This window comes from Neolewinella maritima (genome assembly GCF_923081025.1).
Lineage (GTDB): Bacteria > Bacteroidota > Bacteroidia > Chitinophagales > Saprospiraceae > Neolewinella > Neolewinella maritima.
Genome location: NZ_CAKLPZ010000005.1, coordinates 114284 through 138079, shown reverse-complemented (window position 1 = coordinate 138079; position 23796 = coordinate 114284). Strand labels below are relative to the sequence as shown.

At 62.1% G+C, this 23796-nt stretch carries 18 protein-coding genes; 12 read left to right on the top strand and 6 right to left on the bottom strand.

The genetic code is table 11. From position 1 onward, the window contains the following. Positions 1–14: 14 nt before the first annotated feature. Entirely contained in the window at positions 15–605 is a 591-nt protein-coding gene (locus MJQ68_RS16390) for a hypothetical protein (RefSeq protein WP_238752241.1), read from the bottom strand. A gap of 114 nt (positions 606–719) precedes the next feature. Beyond that, positions 720–1298, bottom strand: a complete 579-nt coding sequence (locus tag MJQ68_RS16385) for a hypothetical protein (RefSeq protein WP_238752240.1) — start codon at positions 1296–1298, stop codon at positions 720–722. Between the two features lie 249 nt (positions 1299–1547). Here MJQ68_RS16385 and MJQ68_RS16380 point away from each other — a divergent pair, with 249 nt between their 5' ends. The 3 genes from MJQ68_RS16380 to MJQ68_RS16370 all read left to right on the top strand — a co-directional run bounded on the left by MJQ68_RS16380 (position 1548) and on the right by MJQ68_RS16370 (position 8327). Beyond that, entirely contained in the window at positions 1548–3815 is a 2268-nt protein-coding gene (locus MJQ68_RS16380; RefSeq protein WP_238752239.1) for an aconitate hydratase, read from the top strand. Between the two features lie 98 nt (positions 3816–3913). Further along, a complete protein-coding gene (locus tag MJQ68_RS16375) occupies positions 3914–4450 on the top strand; it encodes a hypothetical protein (RefSeq protein ID WP_238752238.1) in 537 nt (178 codons plus the stop codon). 130 nt (positions 4451–4580) lie between these two features. Then, positions 4581–8327, top strand: a complete 3747-nt coding sequence (locus tag MJQ68_RS16370) for a tetratricopeptide repeat protein (RefSeq protein ID WP_238752237.1) — start codon at positions 4581–4583, stop codon at positions 8325–8327. A gap of 13 nt (positions 8328–8340) precedes the next feature. On the opposite strand, the gene mtaB is transcribed toward MJQ68_RS16370, so the two are convergent. Next, entirely contained in the window at positions 8341–9684 is a 1344-nt protein-coding gene (mtaB, locus tag MJQ68_RS16365; protein ID WP_238752236.1) for a tRNA (N(6)-L-threonylcarbamoyladenosine(37)-C(2))-methylthiotransferase MtaB, read from the bottom strand. Between the two features lie 129 nt (positions 9685–9813). Here mtaB and MJQ68_RS16360 point away from each other — a divergent pair, with 129 nt between their 5' ends. From MJQ68_RS16360 to MJQ68_RS16330, 7 genes are all read left to right on the top strand, one after another. Then, positions 9814–10575, top strand: a complete 762-nt coding sequence (locus MJQ68_RS16360; protein ID WP_238752235.1) for a glycosyltransferase family 2 protein — start codon at positions 9814–9816, stop codon at positions 10573–10575. Then, the gene (locus tag MJQ68_RS16355; protein ID WP_238752234.1) at positions 10556–11239 is read left to right on the top strand and encodes an HAD family hydrolase; all 684 of its coding nucleotides are present in this window, start codon (positions 10556–10558) and stop codon (positions 11237–11239) included. Before MJQ68_RS16360 ends, MJQ68_RS16355 begins: the two co-directional genes overlap by 20 nt. Beyond that, positions 11236–12141, top strand: a complete 906-nt coding sequence (gene xerD / locus MJQ68_RS16350) for a site-specific tyrosine recombinase XerD (protein ID WP_238752233.1) — start codon at positions 11236–11238, stop codon at positions 12139–12141. The genes MJQ68_RS16355 and xerD overlap by 4 nt, the downstream gene beginning before the upstream one ends. A gap of 288 nt (positions 12142–12429) precedes the next feature. Then, positions 12430–13368 (top strand): DUF4412 domain-containing protein, encoded by a 939-nt coding sequence (locus MJQ68_RS16345; protein WP_238752232.1) that lies wholly within the window; start codon positions 12430–12432, stop codon positions 13366–13368. 143 nt (positions 13369–13511) lie between these two features. Further along, positions 13512–14690 (top strand): DegT/DnrJ/EryC1/StrS family aminotransferase, encoded by a 1179-nt coding sequence (locus MJQ68_RS16340; RefSeq protein ID WP_238752231.1) that lies wholly within the window; start codon positions 13512–13514, stop codon positions 14688–14690. Between the two features lie 86 nt (positions 14691–14776). Further along, the gene (locus tag MJQ68_RS16335; protein WP_238752230.1) at positions 14777–15037 is read left to right on the top strand and encodes a KTSC domain-containing protein; all 261 of its coding nucleotides are present in this window, start codon (positions 14777–14779) and stop codon (positions 15035–15037) included. Between the two features lie 212 nt (positions 15038–15249). After that, positions 15250–16239: an alpha/beta fold hydrolase gene (locus MJQ68_RS16330; RefSeq protein WP_238752229.1), complete on the top strand. Its 990-nt coding sequence runs from the start codon at positions 15250–15252 to the stop codon at positions 16237–16239. Here the strand turns inward: MJQ68_RS16330 and MJQ68_RS16325 are convergent. Further along, a complete protein-coding gene (locus MJQ68_RS16325; protein ID WP_238752228.1) occupies positions 16225–16989 on the bottom strand; it encodes an NIPSNAP family protein in 765 nt (254 codons plus the stop codon). The genes MJQ68_RS16330 and MJQ68_RS16325 overlap by 15 nt on opposite strands. Positions 16990–17076: 87 nt before the next feature. Between MJQ68_RS16325 and MJQ68_RS16320 the strand changes: the two genes are divergently transcribed. Further along, entirely contained in the window at positions 17077–18345 is a 1269-nt protein-coding gene (locus MJQ68_RS16320) for an alpha-amylase family glycosyl hydrolase (protein WP_238752227.1), read from the top strand. Between the two features lie 86 nt (positions 18346–18431). On the opposite strand, the gene MJQ68_RS16315 is transcribed toward MJQ68_RS16320, so the two are convergent. Together MJQ68_RS16315 and MJQ68_RS16310 are read right to left on the bottom strand one after the other, a co-directional pair. Continuing rightward, positions 18432–19295 carry an aldo/keto reductase gene (locus tag MJQ68_RS16315; protein ID WP_238752226.1) on the bottom strand — a complete coding sequence of 288 codons (864 nt, stop codon included), beginning with the start codon at positions 19293–19295 and terminating at the stop codon, positions 18432–18434. Positions 19296–19348: 53 nt separating this feature from the next. Continuing rightward, positions 19349–22765, bottom strand: a complete 3417-nt coding sequence (locus MJQ68_RS16310; protein ID WP_238752225.1) for a HEAT repeat domain-containing protein — start codon at positions 22763–22765, stop codon at positions 19349–19351. 413 nt (positions 22766–23178) lie between these two features. Here MJQ68_RS16310 and MJQ68_RS16305 point away from each other — a divergent pair, with 413 nt between their 5' ends. Beyond that, positions 23179–23796, top strand: a complete 618-nt coding sequence (locus MJQ68_RS16305; protein ID WP_238752224.1) for a hypothetical protein — start codon at positions 23179–23181, stop codon at positions 23794–23796.

Here is a 23796-nt window from a genome sequence, read left to right as displayed (position 1 = left end):
CAGCGGTCGTAGAGCTACTGAAATAGTAGCTCGTCATACAGTCGGCTGCGGCGGGGACGCCATACGCTGTAGCCGCCGGCCAGTAAAAGGGTCACGGCAGCTACGTAGGGTAGGGCCGGGACGGGTACGCCGTTCCACCCCATGAAGGAGAGCTGATCCTGTAGATCGGACCCACTACTGGTGGTGAGGGCCGTCTGGTAGGACATCCAGAACACGGCTCCCAGAATGGCAAACATGGCCAGTTGGCGGCCGCTGTGGTGCAGCAGGGGGGTGGTCTTGATGGTGGAGGCCTTCACGGCCGGGTGGCCCCGCAGGGAATCCATCACCTGGTTGCGGTCAGTCACCGAGCGGAGCTGGAAGCGCTGCCGCCTACCCCGGTACAGGTGCGCCGTGACCGTGGTGGTATCGTGGCGGGAGCGAATACGCCGGAGTTGGGGATTGGGGAACAGCACGGCCCCGTCGGGCAGCTCGCCCCGTTGCAGCGCCCGCATGGCCGTCAGGGCCTGCGGCCGGTCGACATGCAGGGTGCCGAGCCCGCGCTCATCTAAAAATAGGTAGGCACGCTGGGGGGAGTTTTCCCGGGTGCGGAGGGGCCAGAATTTCATGGGTGGGATCGAATGGGGCAAAAGCCGGTGCTTCCAGTGCCATAAAAGCGGTGAAAGCGTACGGTGTATCCAACGGTAGAATCAGGATACTTAGTGTAACATGTACAGGTGCACCTAAATACCCAGGAAGATCAGGCGAGTAGTGTACGTAAGTGCCAGCCGTGCCACTACCCCCAAAACGACGGCCAGGACTGCCCTGCCCCGGTGCACCCCGAACGCGGCGCGGACCGCGGGGCTCCAACAAAGGGCTAGTGGCAGGCAGCAGATAAACAGTACAAAGCAGATCTCAAACAGTGGCCACGGCTGCAGGTACGTCGCCGTAAAATCGGTCCACGAAAATGGCTCACCGTATAAGACGTAGCGACTGCTGAGTAGCGCCAGAAAGCTACCCTGAAAAGCGAACAGCCCTACCGCCAGGTACCACCCCAGGCTCCGCCACCGATACAGCGGAGGAATGCTGGTGAAGGCAAGTCCGGTGAGTAAAGCAAGTATGCCCAGCAGCAGTGGAAACGAGCCCGGAGGGCCGGTCAGATGCACCGCCAGATTCGTAAAGAACGAATAGTGGCACTGTGCGATCACCAGCGCGACGCAACAGATGGTGAAGGCTCTGATCCATCTGGTGGAGCCGGAAACGGGCCGGGCACCGACCAGCAGTTGATGGTCGAGCGCAGGGTGCGGGTCGTGGATAGGCATCACGGACAAGGTAGGTGTTTGCACTGCACCTGCGGCCCCGCCCCGGGTGCTATATTTACGGGATGACCCGTCCGCTGTACCTGTTCCTGCTCCTGCTGTGTCTGCTGCTCCTGCAGGGATGCCGGGCGGCGGGCTGTGGCTGCCCCATGTACTAGTGGTTAATCCGCTACATTTGTTGACTTTTTTGGGGCTGACGGCGTTCACCGGATGTACCTCATGCTTTGAAGTCGCTAAAAATCACCGCAACCTATGGCTTTTGATATTGATCTGATCCGGCGCGTATACGACGCGTTACCCGCTAAAGTAGCCGCGGCACGCCAGCAACTGGGCAAGCCCCTGACCCTGACCGAAAAGATCCTATATACCCACCTACACCCCGAGAGCCGCCTACAGGCCTACGGCCGCGGCAAGGACTACGTCTTCTTCCAGCCCGACCGCGTAGCCATGCAGGATGCCACCGCCCAGATGGCCCTGCTGCAGTTCATGATGGCCGGCCGCGATAAGGTAGCCGTACCCAGCACCGTGCACTGCGATCACCTGATTCTGGCCGAGACCGGCGCCGACGCCGACCTGGCGCGGGCCAACGACGAGAACAGCGAGGTCTATGACTTTCTGAGTACGGTGAGCGATAAGTACGGTATCGGCTTCTGGAAGCCCGGCGCCGGAATCATCCACCAGATCGTACTGGAGAACTACGCCTTCCCCGGCGGCATGATGATCGGTACCGACAGCCACACCCCCAATGCGGGCGGACTGGGCATGGTCGCCATCGGTGTAGGCGGCGCGGACGCCGTAGACGTCATGGCCGGTATGCCCTGGGAGCTCAAGATGCCCAAGGTGATCGGCGTGAAGCTGACGGGTAAACTCAGTGGCTGGACGACCCCCAAAGACGTCATCCTCAAGGTGGCCGGCGTACTGACCGTGAAGGGCGGTACCGGAGCCATCGTCGAATACTTCGGTGAGGGCGCCCGCAGCATGAGCTGTACGGGTAAGGGCACGATTTGTAACATGGGTGCCGAGATCGGCGCCACGACCTCCACCTTCGGCTACGACGACTCGATGAGCCGCTACCTCAAGGCCACCGACCGCGCCGATGTGGCCGAGCTGGCCGACCGCGTAGCCGAGCACCTGACGGGCGACGCCGAGGTATACGCCAACCCCGAGCAGTACTTCGACCGGGTCATCGAGATCGACCTGAATACGCTGGAGCCGCACATCAATGGTCCCTACACGCCGGACCGCGCCTTCCCCATCAGCCAGTTTGCCGCTGCGGTGGAGAAGTTCGAGTTCCCCCCCGTACTCGAGGTAGGTCTGATCGGTAGCTGCACCAACTCCAGCTACGAAGACCTGGACCGCTCGGCCAATATCGCTAAGGACGCCAAGGCCAAGGGCTTGCGCTTCAAGAGCGAGTTTACCGTGACCCCCGGCTCGGAGCAGATCCGCTATACGGTGGAGCGCGACGGTATTCTGGCCGCCTTCGAGGAGACCGGTGCCACCGTACTGGCCAACGCCTGTGGCCCCTGTATCGGACAGTGGGCGCGGCATACGGATGACCCCAACCGAGCCAACTCCATCCTCACGAGCTTCAACCGCAACTTCGCCAAGCGCAACGACGGCAATCCGCAGACGCGCGGCTTTGTGGCCAGTCCCGAACTGGTGACCGCCATGGCCCTGAGTGGCAGTATGAAGTTCAACCCCCTGACCGATACCCTGACCAACGATAAGGGCGAGCAGGTCAAACTGGATCCCCCCACCGGCTACGAGCTGCCCCCCAATGGATTTGCCGTAGAGGACGCCGGCTTCCAGTCGCCCGCCGAAGACGGCAGCGGCATCGAGGTGCGGGTGAGCGAGACCAGCGACCGCCTGCAGTTGCTGGAGCCCTTCAAGCCCATTCAGTCCGAGCAGGTGCAGAATATGCGCGTGCTCATCAAGGCCAAGGGCAAGTGTACCACCGACCACATCTCGATGGCCGGCCCGTGGCTCACGTACCGCGGTCACCTGGAGAACATCTCGCAGAACTGTCTGATCGGGGCCATCAACGCCTACAGCGAGAAGACCAATACGGTACTCAACTACGTCACGGGCGAGTACATGGCCGTACCCGACAGTGGTATCACCTACCGCGACAACGGCATCGGCCAGATCGTAGTGGGCGAGGAGAACTACGGCGAGGGATCGAGCCGCGAGCATGCCGCCATGGAGCCCCGCTTCCTGGGCGTACACGCCGTGCTGGTCAAGTCCTTTGCCCGCATCCACGAGACCAACCTGAAGAAGCAGGGTATGCTGGCGCTGACCTTCGTCAACCCCGACGACTACGACAAGATCCGGCAGGACGATAAGGTGAGCATCACGGACTTCAGCGCCATGGCGCCCGACCGTCACCTGACCGTACAGCTCGACCACGCGGACGGCACCCACGAATCGTTCCAGGTAGCACACACCTACAACCTGGCCCAGATCGATTGGGTACGCGCGGGTAGTGCACTCAACAAGATCCGCGAGGAACTCAGCCGGTAAGCCGGTCTGTACCCCAGCTTACAAAAGTGCGGACCCCGAAGCCGTCGTCGCACAATGGGTGCGGCGACGGCTTTTTCATACCGTATACACTATCGCCTATGTCCAGATTACTACCCATCCTTCTTCTGGGACTGCTCGTCTTCAGCGGCTGCCCACGCGATGAGCCGGAGGACGACTTTCTGATCACCTCGGACCTTTACGGCACCTGGGCGGTAGATCGCTTCGACAGTGAGTTCACTACCACGGGGACCTTCCTGGGGGAGGACGTCGACCAGTCGGGCAGCAGTCAGATCAGCAGCAGTGCGCTCGAAATGACCCTGCGGCAGGACGGCAGCTGGAGCTCTACCGGCGACTACGACCTGAGCATCACGACCGAAGACGGTACGGAGGTGACCCAGCAGCAGGGCATCGGTCAGGGGAGTTGGACCTTCAGCCAGGATACGCTCTACCTGGACGGACTGCAGAACTACAATGGAGTGGGGAATTTCTCCCTCGCCCAGCCCCTGGTCGTGACCGACTTCGAGCGTGACCTGCGCACTGACCTGAGCACGCAGACGGATGAGACGGAGGAAGATGTCGACTTCGGTACCGAGCTGCGGGTACGCTCCGACTGGGACATTCGTATCGTACGCTAGCTGACCGGGAGGCTTGTTAAAGTGCCGCTAATGTAGATGGTGATGCCCGATGTGGGGGTTTGGATAGTGAGGAAGTGAATATCTTTCGTCCTCCACCTTATCCCCTATTGAACAGCACTTACCCCTGTACATGAATCGTTGGTTATCCCTCAGCCTACTGCTCGCCAGTAGCCTTACGCTCTTTGCCCAGTCCAATCCCCTCCAGCCCGGCTACGACCTGCTGTCCACCAGTAAAACCGAAGAGGCCCTCAACTACTTCAGCGATCGCCTGACCGGCCCCCAGGGCGCGGAGGCTACGATCGCCCTGTCGTTCGCCCAGTTACAGCTGCGGCGGGGAGCAGCATCGGCCGCTACCTATTACGACTACACCACACGTGATACCGATGCGGCGCGGCGCAATGCCTACCTGGACGCGCTCTGGTCGGCCGGACGCAGCGAAGTAAGCAAGGAGCAGTACGACTGGCTGGAAGAGTTGGTCGATAACCCCTACACCCGCATCAGTCCGCTGGCCTACTACGCTCTGGGGGAGCACGAGCACCTGTCGGGTAACGTCAAGAAAGCGCGCAACTACTTCGCCGAGATCGGCACGGTACGCCCCTGGCAGGTGGTGGGCCCCTTCGAGAATATTTCGGAGAGCGGTTTTGACCGCGACTTCGGCGTACTGGATCAGCCCCAGGCTGACGCCGTATTCACCAACAAACTGGGGGTGCCGGTCGGCTGGATCCCCGGCGTGGAGCCCGGCCGGCAGGGCTGGCTGCATATGGGCAACCACATGAATACCGGCAACTCGATCAGCTACGCCCAGACGTTCTGCCGCAGTCCGCGCGCCCAGGAGGTGGTCTTCCGCCTCGGCGCCAGCGGCTCGGTCAAGGTGTGGGTAAACGACCAGCCCGTATTCACCGAATGGCACGAGCGCGATACCCACCTGGATGCCTACACCTTCGCCGTGCCCCTGCAGGCGGGGCACAACCGCATCGTCGTACAGATCGGTGCCTCCTCCGGCACGGGAGCCAACTTCCTGCTCCGCATCACGGATACCGGTGGCCAGCTGATCCCCGCCCTCGAGTTCACCGACCAGCCGCAGCCCTACACCAAGGCAGTCCAGCAGGAGCAGCGCGCCTACCCCAATCCGACCGAAGCCTACTTCCGGGCCCGTATCGCCAACGAGCAGGCGCACTACATCGACTACCTGGCCTTCAGCCAGTTCTACCTCATGAACGGCTTCCACGAGGAGGCCCGCAGTCTGCTCGAAACGGCCCGCAAGCGCTACCCCGAGAGCGAGCACGTGATGGAACAACTGATCGCCGCACGGCGCTACGTAGACGACCAGACCGGTGCCTCCGAACTCGAAGAATACCTGGTGGAATACGCCCCCGAGAATGCCTTTTCTTTGATGCAGCGGATGCAGGATGCGAAGGACCTGGAGGACTGGCCCACCTTCGAATCCCTACTGAACACCTACCGCCGGCTGTACGGAGAGTCCGAAGTAACCCTCGGGCAGGAGGTGGTCCTGGCCGGTGGCCGCAAGGAGACCGAGCGGGTCATGGACCTGGTCGAAGCCGGGATGAAGCGCTACCCGGAAAGCGCCGACGTGGCTACCGCCAAAGCCGGACTGGAGAGTGGCTTCCGCAAGCGGCCGCGACAGGCCATCAGTACCCTGGAGAAATACCTCAAGCAGCACTACCGCGACGCCGTAGTGGAGCAGCTCATCGAGCTGCGGCTACAGGCCGGAGAGGCCAGCGAGGTGCTCGAACTGTTCGATATGCTCATCGAGCGCGAACCGACGAACGTGAACCTCTACGCACGCCTGAGCCGGCTGTACTACCTCATGGGTAACTACCGCGGCAGCCAGAATGCACTGGACAAGGCGCTGGCCCTCTCGCCCTACACGGGTACGCTGTACAGTAGCCTAGCCGGTATCTACGCCGAGGGCGGGGAAAAGGAAAAGGCGGCCACGGCCTACGAAAAGGCACTGGCCCTCAACCCCTACGACTTCGATAGCCGGGATGCCCTACGCAACCTGCGCGGCACCTCCAGCTCCGCCTTCGATGCCCTGCCCAAAACGGACTACTACGCCCTGTACGCCGGGGCGGGAGGGCAGGACGCTTTTCCCGACGACAACAGCGCCATCCTGGCCTACGACGTGCAGCAGATCGTACACCCGGGCGGGGCCAGCGAGACCCGTACCGTCGTACTCGCCAAAGCGCTTAACCCCGCCGGTGTAGACCAGTGGAAGGAATACAGCATCGGTATCTACAGCTCGCAGCAGGGTGTGGTGGAAACGGTCGAAGTACTTGACCCCGACGGCAGCCGCCACGAAGCCTCCCGCTCGGGTGCCGACATCGTCTTCGACCGCCTGCAGCCCGGCGGTGCGATCTACCTGGTGTACCGCGTGAAGGACTACAAGTACGGTCGCCTAGCCGGGAAGTTCTGGAACGATCACCCCCTCACCATGGCCCTGCCCAGCCTGCAGAGCACCTTCAGTCTGCTGGTACCGAAGGGCACCGAGTTCACCACCAAGATCACCGGTATGCAGTACACCGATCTGCAGCCCGAGCGGAGCACCGTGGAGGGCAACGACCTCTACGTCTGGCAGATCAAGGACCAGCCCGGCCTGCAGGTCGAGGCCGTCACGCCGGACTACTCGGACATCAACACCACCGTGCGAGTATCCAACATTGAAGACTGGGAGTTCATCGCCAAATGGTACAGCGAGCTGACCTACGCCAAGGTGCGCGTAGACGACAACGTTCGGCAGGCCACCGAGGAGCTGTTCGCCGACGCGCCGGCCGGACTGACCGAGCGCGAGCAGGTCGAACGGATCTACGGCTTCGTGAGCGGTAGCATCCGCTACATCTCCGTCCCGTTCCTGCAGTCCAACTACGTGCCCCAGAGCGCCGCCAAGACGCTGGCTACGCGACAGGGTGACTGCAAGGACGTCAGCTCCCTCTTCGTAGCCATGTGCGACGTGCGCGGTATCGACGCCAACCTGGTGCTCATCAATACCCGCAACCGCAGCCGCAATGACCTGGCCCTGCCCGGTACCGGCTTCAACCACTGTATCGCTCGCGTGGATCTGGACAATACCCCCTACTACGTGGAATTGACGGACGAGAATCTGCCCTTCGGCACCGGCGACTGGTCGGTCAACAATGCCTTCGCCCTGGCGATCCCCCGCCGGGGGGAGTCGTTCGACGGTACGGCCGGCCCGGTCAACCCGCCATCCCGCGGCGTGAACAGCGTGGTCCGCAGTGGTACGGTCACCTTCGATAACGGCGACATGATCTTCGACCTCAAAAATCAGAAGATCAATGCCGTCGCCTCCGGTATGCGTAGCAGCTACCGGACCGACAGCGAGGACAACCGCCGCCGCAGCATGCAGGAAGCCATCAGCGACAACTACCCCCGCGTAGAATTGACGAAGCTATCCTTCGACGCCGGATTGGAGGATGTGTCGAGCAACACCGTAGGCTACGACTACAGCTACCGCGTAGCCGACCCCAGCAGCAAGATCGGCGGGATGAAGATCTACCCCATCGTGCTCAGCGACCAGTTCACATCGCCCTCCTACACGACCACCGCCACGCGCAAGCTACCCATCGATCTCTGGAAGACCTTCCGCGCCGAGTATTACGAGCAGACCCTAGACGTAGCCACGCCCGCCGGTAAAACGCTGGTGGAGATCCCGGAGTCCATTTCGGTCAGCAACGACTATATCGACTACACCATCGAGTTTACGCCCACCGATACCGGCTTCCAGCTCAAACGCAGTATGCGCCTCAAGACCGACATCGTCCAGCCCGATCACTACGCCGACTTCCGCAACGACATCCTCCGCATCGTCGAAGCCGATAAGGTCAATGTGGCCTATCAATAGCTAGGGGGCGGAATCAGTGCGCGAACTGTGGGGCCAGCGCGGCCTGTACTAGCCCGTCTTCGTTCAGCTCCTGTAGTTCGAGCTCTACGAGGTGGTTCACCCAGCTCTCCTCCGCCGGGAAGGCTACCTTAACGTAGTTGTCGGTGAAGCCGTGGAGGAGGCCGTCCGTCCGGCTGCGTTCCAGAAGCACGGGGCGTACCTCGCCGAGGTGGCGGGCGGCGAAAGCAAGGCGCTTGCGCTCGCTCAGTACGGTCAGTCGCTTGTTCCGGCGCCGGCGCTCGGCCAGGGGCACGGCGCGCTCCATGCTGGCGGCCGGGGTATTGGCCCGCTCGCTGTAGGTGAATACATGGAAGTAGCTGACGTCGAGCGCTTCCACGAAGCGGTAGGTCTCCTCGAAGTCCTCCTCCATCTCCCCGGGAAAGCCGACGATCAGGTCCACCCCGATACAGGCGTGGGGCATCACTCGCCTGATGTGGGCGACCCGCTCGGCGTACAGCTCGCGGCGGTAGCGGCGGCGCATCTGGGCAAGCTGCTTGTTGTTGCCGCTCTGCAGGGGCATATGAAAGTGGGGCGCGAAGCGCTGGCTACCGGCCACGAAGTCGATCACCTCGTCCGTACACAGATTAGGCTCGATACTGGATATCCGAAAGCGGGTGATGTCCTGCACTCGATCCAGTGCACGGGCCAGGTCGACAAATAGGGCCTCTTTACGCGGCCGCTGTCCCTCGATCACGGCCGTGCCATTACCGAAGTCACCGATATTTACGCCGGTCAGTACGATCTCCTTCACGCCGCGCCTGGCAATAGCTTCCGCGTCACTGACGATCTGCTCTACGGTGCTGCTGCGGCTCGCTCCGCGGGCCAGGGGGATCGTGCAAAAACTGCAGCTGTAATCGCAGCCGTCCTGCACCTTGAGAAACGAGCGCGTCCGGTCGCCGAAGCTGAACGACGACACGAAGGTATCGGCCTCCCGCACCTCGCCGGCGCGCACCATCCCCTTACCGCTGCCGGCCGTGATGCCGTCGATGTAGTCCAGAATACGGAACTTCTCCGCCGCGCCCAGCACCAGATCCACGCCTTCGATGCCGGCGATCTCCTCGGGCTTGAGCTGGGCGTAGCAGCCTACCACTACGATCTTCGCACCTGCGTTCGCGCCCAGCGCCTTGCGTACGACGTTGCGGCACTTGCGATCGGCAAATTCGGTGACGGAGCAGGTATTGATCACGACCACGTCCGCCCCCTCCCGGAAGGGCACCTCGCGGTAGCCCGCGGCGGTAAACTGGCGTCCGATCGCGGAAGTTTCGCTATAGTTGAGCTTGCAGCCGAGGGTGTAAAAGGCTACGGTACCTGGAGTCATGGAGCAAAGGTATGCCTTCGGTGTATTAGACCGCCTTTGGCGGGTAGACCGCTACCGCGGGTAGACACGCTACCCCGAAGGGTCTACCCCGCGAAGCGGTCTACCCCGAAGGGTCTATCTTCCCCCTACATGTACAAAAACCAAAAAGTAGTAGTAGTCATGCCCGCCTACAATGCGGCGCGTACCCTGGCGCAGACCTACCTGGAGGTGCCGCGGGAGTTGGTGGATGAAGTGGTGCTGTGCGACGATGCGAGTGGGGATGAGACCCTAGTCCTGGCCAGACAGCTCGGCGTGGATCACGTGATCACCCACCCCCGCAACCGGGGCTACGGGGCGAACCAGAAGAGCCTTTACCGCAGGGCGCTGGATATCGGGGCGGATATCGTGATCATGCTGCACCCCGACTACCAGTATACGCCGAAGCTGATCCCGACAATGTGCAATATCATCGGGGAGGGGCTGTACCCGGTGGTGTTGGGCTCGCGGATCCTGGGCAAGGGGGCGCTGCAGGGTGGGATGCCGCTGTACAAATACGTCGCCAACCGTGCCCTGACCGCCGTGCAGAACCTGCTGCTGAACTATAAGCTGAGCGAGTACCACACGGGCTACCGGGCCTTTAGCCGGGAGGTGCTGGAGACGATCGACTTTGCGGCGAACGACGACGATTTCGTGTTCGACAATGAGATGCTGGCACAGATCATTTACCACGGCTTTGATGTTGCGGAGGTGACCTGCCCGACCAAGTACTTTGCCGAGGCCAGTAGTATCGATTTTGCGCGGAGCAGTACGTACGGACTCGGTGTGCTGCGCGTAAGTCTACAGTACCGCCTGGCCAAATGGGGCTGGATCGAAGAACCTAAAATTTACGCCCGTGCGTCCTATCTCGTTTAAGGGAATCCTATTTGATCTCGACGGCACCCTGGTCGACAATATGATGGTCCACCACCGGGCCTGGCAGCGCAAGCTCAGCGAGCTCGGCCTGGAGTACTCCCTGGAGCGGGTCAAGGAGGAGATCCACGGGGTGAACCTGGAGATCCTCGAACGGCTCTTCGGCGACCGCTACAGCCACGACGACCGGGTGAAGATCGCCTGGGATAAGGAAGCCACCTACCGCGACATCTTCGCCCCGGAACTGACGGAAAAGACCGTAGGCGGTGCCCTCGAATTCATCCGCAAGGCCTACGCCCAGGACGTGCCCCTGGCCATCGGCACGGCCGGACCGAAGGAGAACGCCTTTTTCGTCATCGACGGACTGGGTATCCGGGAGATGATGGGCCACATCGTACACTCCGGCATGGTGACCAACGGGAAGCCCGACCCGGAGGTGTTCCAGCAGGCGGCCGATGGCATCGGGGTGGACCTGAAGAACTGCCTCATCTTCGAGGACAGCGTGACCGGCGCCCGGGCGGCCAATAACGCCGGCTGTCCGGTAGTCGTGCTCACCACTACCCACTCGCGGGACGAATTTGACGGGCTGGACGTGGCGGCCTTCCGCGAAGATTTCCGCGGCCTGCTCATCGAACGGCGGGAGGACGGCTTCCTGCTCGCCCAGTGAACCCCTGGATCCCACACTTCCGGGCCTTCGAGGCGTACCTGACGCTGACGCGGGGTTACAGCCCCCATACCCTAAAGGCCTACCGCAGCGACCTGGAAAAGCTACCGGCCTACCTCGAGCTGCGCGGCTGGCAACCGGGGGTGCGCGGCGTGGAGCGGATGCACCTGGACAGCTTCGTGCAGCAGTTGGCGGAGCTCGGTCTGGCCCCCCGCTCCCAGGCCCGGCTGGTCTCGGCACTCAAGACCTTCTTTGCCTTTTTGCTGGACGAACAGGTCATCGACACGGACCCCACCGAACTGCTGCGCGCACCCAAACTGGGACGTAAGTTCCCGGAGGTCCTGACCTACGAAGAGATCCGTGCCCTGCTCGGCGCCATCGATCTGAGCACTGATCACGGACTGCGCGACCGGGCCCTGCTGGAGGTGCTCTACGCCTGCGGACTGCGGGTGAGTGAGGCGACCGGCCTGCGGCTCTCCGATCTGTACCTGGATGAGGAATTTATCCGGGTGACCGGCAAGGGAAATAAGGAGCGTATCGTACCCATCGGCGGCGGCGCGATCCGGCACGTAGAGATTTACCTGGAGTACGTGCGCAAGGTGCTCCCCCGGATAGTAGATGAGAACATCGTGTTTCTGAACCGACGGGGTGGGGCGCTCAGTCGGGTATCGGTCTTTACGGCCGTAAAGAAGTACGCCGTGGCGGCGGAGATCGATAAGAAGGTGAGTCCGCACACCTTTCGACACTCCTTCGCTACCCACCTGATCGAGGGCGGCGCGGACCTACGGGCGGTGCAGGAAATGCTGGGCCATGAGTCGATACTGACCACCGAGATCTATACCCATTTGGATACGGATTTCCTGCGTGAGACCATCCTGTCCTTCCACCCCGCTAACCAGGGCTAGAGGAACTTCGCGATAGTAGGGATAAAGAAGAGCGAAAGAAAAACGAGGGTCAGGAAAACCATAAAGAGGATGCGGGCGAGGTCGCCACCAACTTCTGCGGAACGTTTCATGTGTGCTGTGCTTTGGGGAAAAATGGTGTACATACACCTATTCACTAAACGGGCCGCGGAAGGCGTCCGTTCGGTCCGGCACGCACTTTAACAAAACCGGCAGCGGATAAAAATCGGGTAAGCGTAACGGCGGGGCCGCAGGTGCGATAAAGGCACACACAAGCAAGCCAATTCCGCTATGACCTACCGCATCCTGTTCCTCCTGTTCTTTCTCCTTATCGGCCTGTGCCTGGCCGCCCAGCAACCGGTCAAACGCGCCAAGCAGCGGGCCAAGCACCGCACGGAAAACCGGGCCAATCAGCGCATCGATCAGAAAGTGGACGAGGGGGTCGATAAGGCCTTCGGTGCCATCGAGGGCCTGTTCAAAAAGAAACAGGCACCGGCGGCCGCGCCCGTCGATACCGTAGCGGAGGAAGCTTACGTTCAGTCCGTACTGTACGGCACAGCGCTGGAGGAGGGGGAGTTTGAAGCGTACCAGAACCCTACTGCCTTCAGTCTGCGGATGCTCATCACCGAGCGCAAAAAGAGTGGGAAAGAAAACCGCAGTACGATTCAGCTGGGGGCTATCCCCGACCGGTTTGCTATGCTGGTGACCGACGAGGATGGCAGACAGAGCCAGATGATCCTCAACACCCAGGATGGGAAGACCACCACCATCACGACCAACAAAAAGGGGCAGAAAGAGGGCTTCCGTATGCGGATACCTAATCTGGGGAGCAAGGTGGATGGAGTGCGCGATGAAATGGCGGACTACATTACGATCACCCGCACCGGCGAGCGCAAAACGATCGACGGCTACGCCTGCGAAAAGTACCTCGTAGAAGACAGCAAGCACGGCACGACAACCACGAGCTGGGTGACTCAAGACCTGGCCCTGACCCCCGAGGACGTCTTCGGGGGGATGGTAGGCATGATGGGCGCGGGCAAGCAATTGTTCCGCACGCCGGAGGGTGGGATGCAGTCCTTTGACGGCTTCCCCATCCAGTCGACCACCCGCAACGGAAAGACCGAAACCGAGATGTACTTCACGGACATCCGCGTCGGCGAGGGTAGCGTCGACCGGTCGCTCTTCGACACGGAGGGGGTGACGATCCAGGAGATAAGTTTCGGGGGGTAGATACCGCGCACGGCAGGAGGAAACTACAGGGGGTTAGGGAATCTGGGGAGGTAAGGGGTGCTCAAGCCTTATCTCCGTACCTTAGCCCTCTGACTTGCGTACGCGCCGGTCGATCCTTCACCCCGCCCTCCACCACCCACCCTATGGCTACCCCCACCGCACCCGACGGCCGCGCCCAGCTACCGCCCGTACAGTCCATCCAGATGGTCGACCTCAAGACCCAGTACGAACAGATGCAGGAGGAAGTAGACGGGGCCATCCTCGACGTGGTGCGCAGCGGAGCGTTCATCAACGGACCGGCGGTCAAGCAGTTTCAGGCGGGCTTGGAGGAGTTTTTGGGCAGTGCCCACGTGATTCCCTGCGCCAACGGCACGGACGCGCTGCAGATCGCCCTCATGGCCCTGGACCTCCAGCCGGGAGACGAGGTGATCGTACCGGCCTTTACCTACGTGGCGTCCGCCGAGGTGATCGCTCTGCTGGGCCTCAGTCCGGTCATGGTAGACGTGGACCCCTTCACCTTCAATGTCACCGCCGCACAGATCGAGCCGGCCATCACGGCGCGCACGAAGGCGATCATCCCGGTCCACCTGTTCGGACAGAGCTGCGATATGGAGCCCATCGTCGCCCTGGCTAAGCAGCACGGACTGCACATCGTGGAGGACAACGCCCAGGCCATCGGAGCCGAGTACACCTTTAGCGACGGGCAGCAGCGCCGCACCGGCGCGCTGGGGGATATCGGCTGCACCAGCTTCTACCCCAGTAAGAACCTCGGTGCGTACGGCGACGGGGGTGCCATCAATACGGACAGCGACGAGCTGGCCGCCCGCCTGCGCATGGTCGCCAACCACGGACAAAATCGGCAGTACTACCACGACGTGGTAGGCTGCAACAGCCGGCTCGACTCGATCCAGGCCGCCGTGCTCAACTGTAAGCTCACGCGGCTGGATGACTACAATGCCCGCCGCCGCACCGCCGCCCGCTACTACGACGAGCAATTGGCCGGCATCGATGGCCTGCTGACTCCCGCCCGTCTGCCGGCCAGTACCCACGTCTACCACCAGTATACCCTGCGTATCGCGGGCGGCCGGCGGGAGGCGCTGCAGCAACACCTCCGCGAGGCGGGCGTGCCCAGTATGATCTACTACCCCGTACCGCTCTACGATCAGGACGCCTTCCGCGGCACGGCGGCTAATGCGGTGGACTTTTTGCCGGTCACCGATGCCCTCTGTAGGGAGGTGCTCTCCCTGCCCATGCACAGCGAACTGACGGAAGATACGCTGGCTTATGTCTGCCAAACCGTACGCGCCTTCTTTACGACATAAAACAAACAAAAAGTTTGTTAAAAGCAAACCAATTGTTTGAACGAAGTGTTTTCTACGTACACCAGTACGCTGAAAATCATCTTGTTATGGCACTTCCGATCGTGATGCAAAAGGTCAACTCTCAGATGCTGTCCGAGATGGGATACCTCCGGGCGGCCAACACTTTGTTTGTAAAGTTCCGCAACAACGGGGCGGTATACGCCTACTTCGGGGTGCCGAGCGAGCACTGGCAGCGCATCCGTGCCGTAGCCAGTGTGGGCCGCTACATGCAGCGGCACATCTTCAAGAAGTATGCCGCCGCACGGATCTCGGAGGGGGAGCGTACGAAGACGGCGGAGGCCGCCTAGCGGCTTACTCCCGCGCGTAAGGCGCCGGTAGCTACGCGCCGACTGTATTATACAGCAGGTGCCCCGTGACGCTGGAACATCAGTCGTACAACGGCGGAAATAGAGACGGCTAAGAGAACAACTAAGAGGGTGAATGGCTTCATAGCCAGCGACGCACCCGTGACGTATAAGCTGGTCCCGCTGCCGTAGCTGCCCCGAAAAATCCACCACTGATGCGTTTCATCTATTTGCTCTTTCTGCCCTTGTTCGTGACTGCTCAGGCGGATTCCGTTCGTCCGCTGGATGCCCGACTGAGTGACTACGCCTACCCCTATGCCGTAGATACCCTTCGGCTCGAGTCCCAGCAGCAGCCCCTGGAGATGCTGTACATGGACGAGCGGGCCGACCAGCCCAACGGAAAGACCGTAGTGCTCCTACACGGCAAGAACTTCAACGGGGCCTACTGGGCTACCACTATGGAATGGCTGATCCGCTTCGGCTACCGCGTCATCGTGCCGGACCAGATCGGCTTCGGTAAGTCCTCCAAGCCGGAGCGCTACCAGTACACCTTCCAGCAGCTGGCCGACAACACCCGGCAGCTGCTCGACCACCTGGGCGTGGATACCACCATCGTGCTGGGGCACTCCATGGGCGGTATGCTGGCTGCCCGCTTCGCGCTGATGTATCCCAAACAGACGGAGCAACTCATCCTGGTCAATCCCATCGGACTGGAAGACTGGAAGCTGAAGGTGCCCTACCGTACGATCGATGCGTGGTACGCCCGGGAAATGGATAAATCCTACGATAGCATCCGCGCCTACCAGCAGGCCAACTACTACGATGGGCAGTGGGAGCCGGCCTACGACCCCTGGGTCAATATCCTGGCCGGCTGGGCACAGAGTGAAGACTACGGGCTGGTGGCCTACAATGCAGCTCTGACCTACGATATGGTGTTTACCCAGCCGGTGGTGTACGAGCTACCCGGTCTGCAGGTACCTACGGTGTTCATCATCGGCACCCGCGATCGTACGGCCCTGGGCAAAGATCTGGTGAGTAACGCCGTAGCCGAAACCATGGGGCGCTACGACCGCCTGGGCCGCACGATCACCGACAAGATCCCCGGCGCGCGGCTGCTGGAGCTGGCCGGCCTAGGTCACCTGCCGCACATCGAAGACTTCGACCGTTTCGCCGCCGCGCTGGAGCAGGCCCTAAGCGGGGACTAAGAAGGTGCGGCGGATGTTAGATACCGAGTCGGCGTACTTTTCCATACCCTTGATCTCGATCCAGGTGGGGTGGTCGCTGAACTTGCCCCAGTTGGTGTTGCGGGCCTCCATATCGGTGAACTGCAGCAGGTACACCAGGGCCGGGCGGTAGGGGCCGGCCAGCATATCACCGAAAAAGACGGGCTTGAGTCCGGTTTCGTCGAAGATGGTCAGCTCGTGGTCGTTGAACATGCCGATCTTGCGGCGCACCGCATCTTCGGAGTAGCCCTCGTAGGTGCGTAGTTCGAACAGGCCGGAGGCCGCGTCGGGGGTGACCGACTGCGGCATACCGGAAAAAGCAGACAGCAGCCAACTGGAGTAGCGAGTGTAGATCGGCTTGGCTGCCTTGAGCGCATCGTAGTCGGCGGCGGCAGCGGTGTAGTCCTGATCATCCGAAAGGTCCTGCACCGACAGGTAGGTAGCCGCGTCCGGGTAGCTGATCATCACGTAGAGCTTGGCGGGGTTGGGGTCGCCGTACTCCTTGAACTGCACGAACTGGGTGGCGCCCTTGCGGTCCAGGGCCGGCTCGAGGGCATCGGTGAGGTAGCGCGTCAGTAGTCCCTGATCGCCGCCGAAGTTCATCTCATAGGTGCGCCACTCGATCACTTCGGGCTCTGGACCCACCGCGCGGCTGGCGGCCAGACTGGTTTTGCTTCCCGCCAGGGCTAATGCACCTGCGACCCCGCCCTTGATAAATTTCCTACGTTCCACGATTGACTAGTTTTGCTCCAAGATACACGCTAATTCCTCTCCCCCGGCCCCTCTCCATAGGAGAGGGGGGCACCGTACCGCATACCTATGACACATCCGGAATGGGCAAAGACCGCCACGATCTACCAACTGAATACCCGCCAGTTCACCCCCGCGGGAACGCTGCGGGCGGCGGCGGAGGAGCTGCCACGGCTACAGCAACTCGGCGTGGGTATCATCTGGCTCATGCCCGTGCACCCCATCGGGGAGCTGCACCGGAAGGGGGAGCTGGGCAGTCCGTACGCGATCCGGGATTACTACGGCGTGAATCCGGAATTCGGAACGCTGGAGGACCTGAAGGACTTCGTACGGCGAGCCCACGTGCTGGGGCTGTACGTCATTCTCGACTGGGTGGCCAATCATACGGCCTGGGACAATGTGCTCGTAAGTGCCCATCCCGACTGGTACGCCCGCGACTACAAGGGCGACTTCCGGCCCACGCCCTGGTGGGACTGGACGGACATCATCGACCTCGACTACCGGCAGCCCGAGCTACATACCTACATGCGCGACGTAATGTGCTGGTGGGTACGCGAGGTGGACATCGACGGCTACCGCTGCGACGTGGCCGGCTACGTACCGCTCGACTTCTGGGAGCCCACCCGTCAGGCACTCGACGCCATCAAGCCCGTCTTCCTGCTCGCTGAGTGGGAGGCGCGCGACCTGCACCGGAGCAGTTTCGATGCTACCTACGCCTGGAGCTGGCACGAGGCGGTGCACCGCATCTGCCACGGCAAGGCTGACGTGAGCAGCCTGTACGTCTACTACTCCTGGAACGAGCGGGCCTGGCCCACGGATGCCATGCGCATGACCTTCACTGATAACCACGACAAGAACGCCTGGGAGGGTTCGATGTACGAGCTGCTCGGCGACGGGCTCGAAGCGGCCATCGCCCTGTCCTTCCTCGGCGAGGGCATCCCCCTGATCCACAACGGACAGGAAGCGGGCCTGGACCAGCGGCTGGCCTTCTTCGAGCGCGACCCCATCCCGTGGCGCGACCATCCCCTGAACGAGCTATTCCAGCGGCTGATCGCCCTGAAGCGAGCCACCAGCGTCCTCTGGAACGCCCCCTGGGGTGCCACCATGATCCGCGTACCGAACACGAAGGAGTCGGACGTCCTGAGCTTCGTGCGTCAGGACGGCAGCAGCAAAATATTCGCCGTACTTAACTTCAGTGCGCGGCCGCAGGTGCTCCGCTTTGGCGAACGGCTCTACCCGGGCGACTATCGGGATGGAATGACGCAAGCGGCCGTGACGCTGCGGGAGGGCGACGAGCTGACGCTGGAGCCATGGGCCTGGCGGGTGTTCCTCCGCTAAGGTCGAGCGGCCTCCGGTCCGAGACTCCAACGCGCGGCAACAGTACGTGACAGCTCGGACCGGAGGCCACTCGACCTTTTAGGTTCCTAGTCCGCCAGCCCATCCAGCAGCTCCATATCGTCCTCCTGCAGCTCGATGGTGGCCGCCTGCGTGTTTTCCTTCAGGTGCGCTACGGAGCTGGTACCGGGGATGGGCAGGATATTATCACTGTGCGCCAGCAACCAGGCCAGGGCGATCTGGTAGACGCTGGCATTGTGCTTCTTGGCGATCTGCTGGAGGGTGTCGTTGTCTACCGCGCCGGCGTCCAGGGGGTACCAGGGGATGAAGGCGATATTCTGCCGGCGGGTCCACTCGACCTCGTCTTCCCACTTGCGGTCGGTCAGGCTGTACTTGTTCTGTACGCTGACGACCTCGAAGTGCTGCTGCGCCTGCTCGATCTGGTCTATGCTGACTTCGCTCAGGCCCAGGTGGCGGATGTAGCCCTGCTGCTGTAGCTCGGCCAGCTTGCCGAGAAATTCGTCGGCGGGCACTTTCTCGTCGAAGCGGTGGAGCTGGTAGAGGTCGATCCGTTCCAGTTTCAGGCGCTGAAGGCTGCCCTTGAGCGCCTTTTCTAAGTGTTCGGGTCGGCCATTGACGGGCCACTGGTTGGGGCCGGTGCGTTCCAGACCGCCCTTGGTGGCAATGAGTAGCTCGCTGGGGTAGGGGTAGAGGGCCCGGGCGATCAGCTCCTCGGATACGTTGGGGCCGTAGCTATCGGCGGTGTCGATGAAGTTGATGCCTAGGTCCTGCGTAGCCTGGAGTACGCGAATGGCCTCAGCCTCATCCTTAGGCGGGCCCCAGATGCCCTCGCCGGTGATGCGCATGGCGCCGTAGCCGAGGCGGAAGATCTCGAGGTCGCCGCCGAGGGTGTAGGTGCCGGATTGCTCGGCGGGGTGGGTGGAAGTGGGCATGGTATGTAGTTTAGCAATAGTACCCCATCAGCCCGTGAATCGTTCGGGCCAGATCAGCGCGCTTCCTCCTCCCGCAGACTAGCAAGAAAGGCCACCACATCGCGGACCTCCCGCCGCGTCAGCTTCTCTTCCATGGAGGGCATACTCGAGGGTAGCGTCTCTTCCTCCTTGATATCGGCTTGCGCGATGGTCTGGATGTCCTCCTTACCGATCTTTAGCCTGAGGGCATCCGCGGTGCGCTCCAGGACTACGCCGGCTACGGCGCTATCATCGTTGAGTGTGATATATACCGTCTCGTAGCCCGGCGCCATGCGGGCACTAGGACGGATCAGGGACTCCAGTAGCTCCAGCTTGCTTAGCTGGTCTCCGATACCCTCTAGTCCCGGACCTACGTTGCCCCCGTACTCGAACACTGCGTGACAGCGTACGCACTGAGCGGATTCATTGCGGTAGAAGATCTGCTGACCCCGCTCGGCATCTCCCCCCTCCAGGGCCATGGCGTATAGCCCGTAGTCGCCATGGAGGGTGCCGGCGTAATCGGTAAGCAGCGCATTGAGAGCCGGATCGCCGTGCTGCTCGATGGCGTCGGCCAGGTCGAGGCGTACGTCGGCCGGCACCCGGTCTGCCTCCAGGTCGGTGAGGAGGCGTCCGAGTAGGGCAGTAGCCGTAGTATCGTGGATCTCGGCCAGCCCCTGCAGGGCGGCCTGCTGCTCTACGACGGATCCCTGCTGCAGTACCTTATCGTAGAGCTCCACCGAGCGGTCCGGACGCAGGCCCGAGCTAGGCAGTATCTCCAGGGCGCGTGCCCGCACCTCGCTGGTCCGGTCGGCCAGGGCGGTCTGTAGATCTCGGTCCAGCTCGGGTGCGTCGAGCTGCGTGAGGGCATTGAGCGCCTCGATGCGTACGGCCGGGTCCTGATCCCGGGCCAGTAGCTCGGTTAGCTGCGGGATCGTCTCCTCCAGGCGTAAGTTACCGGCAGCAAGGATGGCGGCCCGGCGTACTGCCGTGGGTCCGCGGGCGATGAGCGCTGCTACCACCGGTTCCAGCAGTCGGGCTACTTCCGTAGAGTCGCGGTCCAGCTCACCCCGGTATCGTCCGTCTACGCGGTCGAAGAGCGAGGGAGTACCCCAGTTGGCCAGGGTAGCCAGCGCCTCGGCCCGCATGGCTTCGGGCGCAGACGGGCGGGTCGCATAGTCGACGAGGAGCTGAATATTCTCCGTTGCGCCGACTCGCAGGTTGGCATTTATGGCCCGACGTACGAGCGGCTCGCTGCTGAAGCGTTCTTCCGCTAGCGTAGCTGCAAGAGCGGGCAGTGCTTCCTCGATGGAGTAGTCGTCGTTGATGCCCCGGGCGGCCTCGGCTACGATGTACTCGTCTTCGTCGTCGAGGAAGTCGGCAATGCGCGGCGATTCCATCCGGCGCAGGGCCACCACGGCCACGGTACGCAGGGCGCGGGAGGGACTATCCTGCAGCTCCGCCATGGCCTCCGCATCCCCGATCCGGCCCAGCGCGATCATCGCACCGGCGCGGAGGTAGGTGTCCTGATCGTCATTGGCCTCGACCAGGCGCAGGATGCCCGCTACGGCGTTCTGGTCTTCGGTACGCCCCAGCGCTTCCATAGCCATGAACTGTACGCGGGGCTCCGCATGGTCCAGGGCAGCGATGAGTGCCTGACTGGCCCCACCGAAGCGTACGTCGCCGATCATCTTGGCGGCCTGTGCTACGATCTCGGGATCGCTATCCGTCAGGAAATCAGCTACTACGTCGATCGATTTGCCCCCGCGCCGGTGCATCTGCGCCAGCCCCCAAATGGCGTGAATCCGCGCAAGCTGGTTGGTAGCCGTCCGTGCCGCAGCCAGTAGTACATCATAGCCCTGCCCGCCACGGTGACTGGCCAACTCGAACTGCGCCTGACGCCGCACCCGCTGGTCCTGGTGGGCCAGCAGCAGAGCCAGCGAATCTATGGAGACGGTACCGAAGTCCGTGTTCAGCAGCCGCTGCGTTTCTTGCCGGATAGCCGACTCGGCACCCCCCGGTACGTCGAGTTTCCAGATCCTTCCCTCCTCTTTCTTGCCCCAGCCGTTGATCCAGTCGCCGAAGTACAGGCTACCGTCGGCGCCGAAGTCGATGCCGGTGGGCAGCAGACCGGCTACCACCTCCCGCGTACTGTCCAGCGCAAAGCCCGCTCCGTCCGGCTTCAGCGTAAAGGCGTGGATGGGCGAGTTGCCCGGATTGCCGCGGAACTCGGCGACGAAAAAGTGCTGGTAGTAATCCGGTCCCAGGGCGGTACCCGGATTATAGACCAGCCCCGTAGGACCGTTCACGTAGTTCTGGATCGGAGGCAGGAAGTAGGCGGCCTGCCCCTCCCAGCGCGGCTGGTACATGCGCTCATCCATCCACACTTTGTAGTCGTTGTTGCTCTGATCGCTGTACTTGCCGAACTGCCAGTTGATGCGCCAGCCGGTGTCCGAGCCGTCCACGAGGTATACCAGCCGCTCGCTCTCCCCGGCGTGGTCGCCGTCGTTGTCTACGCTGATCAGGTTGCCGTAGTCGTCGAAGGCAAACTCGTGGGTATTGCGCACCCCGTGGGCGTACACCTCGAAGTTGCTGCCGTCGGGGTCACAGCGTACGACCGTGCCCTCGTTGGGGTACTTCCACTGCTTCCCGTCACGGTCCACCACGTTCATACCCACGTCGCCGGCCCCCCACCAGATACGGCCCTGGGGGCCTACCGTTACACCCGACATCCCGTGCCCGCTGAAGCCCACGTGCACGATCCAGCCATTGCTGACCGATGTTTTCTCGTCGGCAATGCCGTCCTGGTCGGTGTCACTGGTCCGCCATAGATCCGGACCTACGGAGAGATAGACCTCCCCGTTCACGTATTCTACGCCGTTGGCTACGTCGGTCATTTCGCTGTTGAAGTCCTCCAGGTACAGCTGTGCCCGGTCGGCCACGCCGTCCTGACTCTCATCGGTCACGAACCATACTTCTTCCTTTTCCATGGTCAGGTCGCGCCAGTCGAGCACGCCGTCCTCGTTCAGGTCCTTGAGGTGGCGTTCCGACTGCTCGCTGCCCTCCGTAAAGGTCTTGCGCAGGAAGGCCTGCCGGTCCTCCACCGTTTCGAAGGACAGCGAGGCCGTCATCCAGTCGCGGTGTCCGCGGATGTCGAATTCGGAGTGCTCCATCCGGTGCGCGCTGGTGTAGAACACGCGGCCATCGGGTGCTACGCTGATCGCGATGGGGTCGGTCACCAGGGAGTCCGAAGCCCAGAGGCTGAGCTCCAGCTCCCCGTCGAGCTGCACGTTGGCTTCCGACCGGATCTTCTGGGCGAGGGCCTCGGCACCGCTAGGATCCAGCTCCACCACCCGCTCTGGGTAATTAAGGCCCATGTCATTGTCCTCACCGGGGGCGGGGCCGCAGGTGCAGAAGAGAAGCGCGAGGAGTGAAGGAGCGAGGTAGCGTAGCATGGTCTGAAATTGAAGCAACTAAAGATACACCGTCCGACCGTTGTACCTGATTTGCCGTCCCGCTCATACATACCGCACCCGCGTCCCCGGCCCGTGAATGAACATTGGCTTATCCTACCAACAATTCGACCATAGCTGCAATTCCGTCGGTGCCGATCACCGTAACCCCTTCACGTGGTGCGTAGGCTGCTCCCGTTCCGAAACGCACGATGTACGTAGGGGGGAAGCCCAGTGTTTCACGGGCGGTATGGAAAGCCCCTGGTGAGTTTGGGTACCTCTGCGGCCTTTACCTCGATCAATCCTATGATGCGGCCGCCCCGTTCCACTACCAGATCGATCTCCGCCCCATGCCCTAGCTGCTTACTTTACGGGGTGGGATGAGGATACGACCGAAAACGAGGGTTCTGCGATTTGTGGCAACGGCGCTAGTGGCTACGTTTCTGAGTGGTCTGTCTGCCCAACGGATGACCGAACCGCCCGATCGCCTGATACCGCACCTGGTGCGCGCCGGGGCCCACGACTACTCGCCCGGACACGGCTTTTCCCTCACGAGGGGGGTAGTCGGCTTCGAGCTGACCTTCTTTCTGCCGGAGTCCGCCTGGTTCGATCCCTCCGATGAGGGTCCGCTGGGTCGCGACGGCAAAGACTGGAACAAGGTGGGCGGCATCAGTTACCTATCACTGTGGCGGCCCGGTACGTACCCGAAAAACCGTCATGCTGTACTGGTGGGCATGCGCCCTGGGCTCACGCCGGGCGATTTCGAGGTCTGTGCCTACACCAATGCTGCCGACGGCAGCTGGGAGGCAGGACCCAGTGTGGCGATCACAGCGGGGGATACGGTGCACGTCGAGGCCCGGATCGAGCAGGATCAGGTGACGTACCTACTCACTACCGCGTCTGGAAGTCAGACTACCGTCCACCGCTTCGAGCCACTCACCTATGCCGTGCCGGTGGGGCCCTGGTTCGGTGGCAACCGGGAGAGTCCGATCAGCCACCAAGTACATACGCGGCTGGTGTTGCTGCGGGAGTAG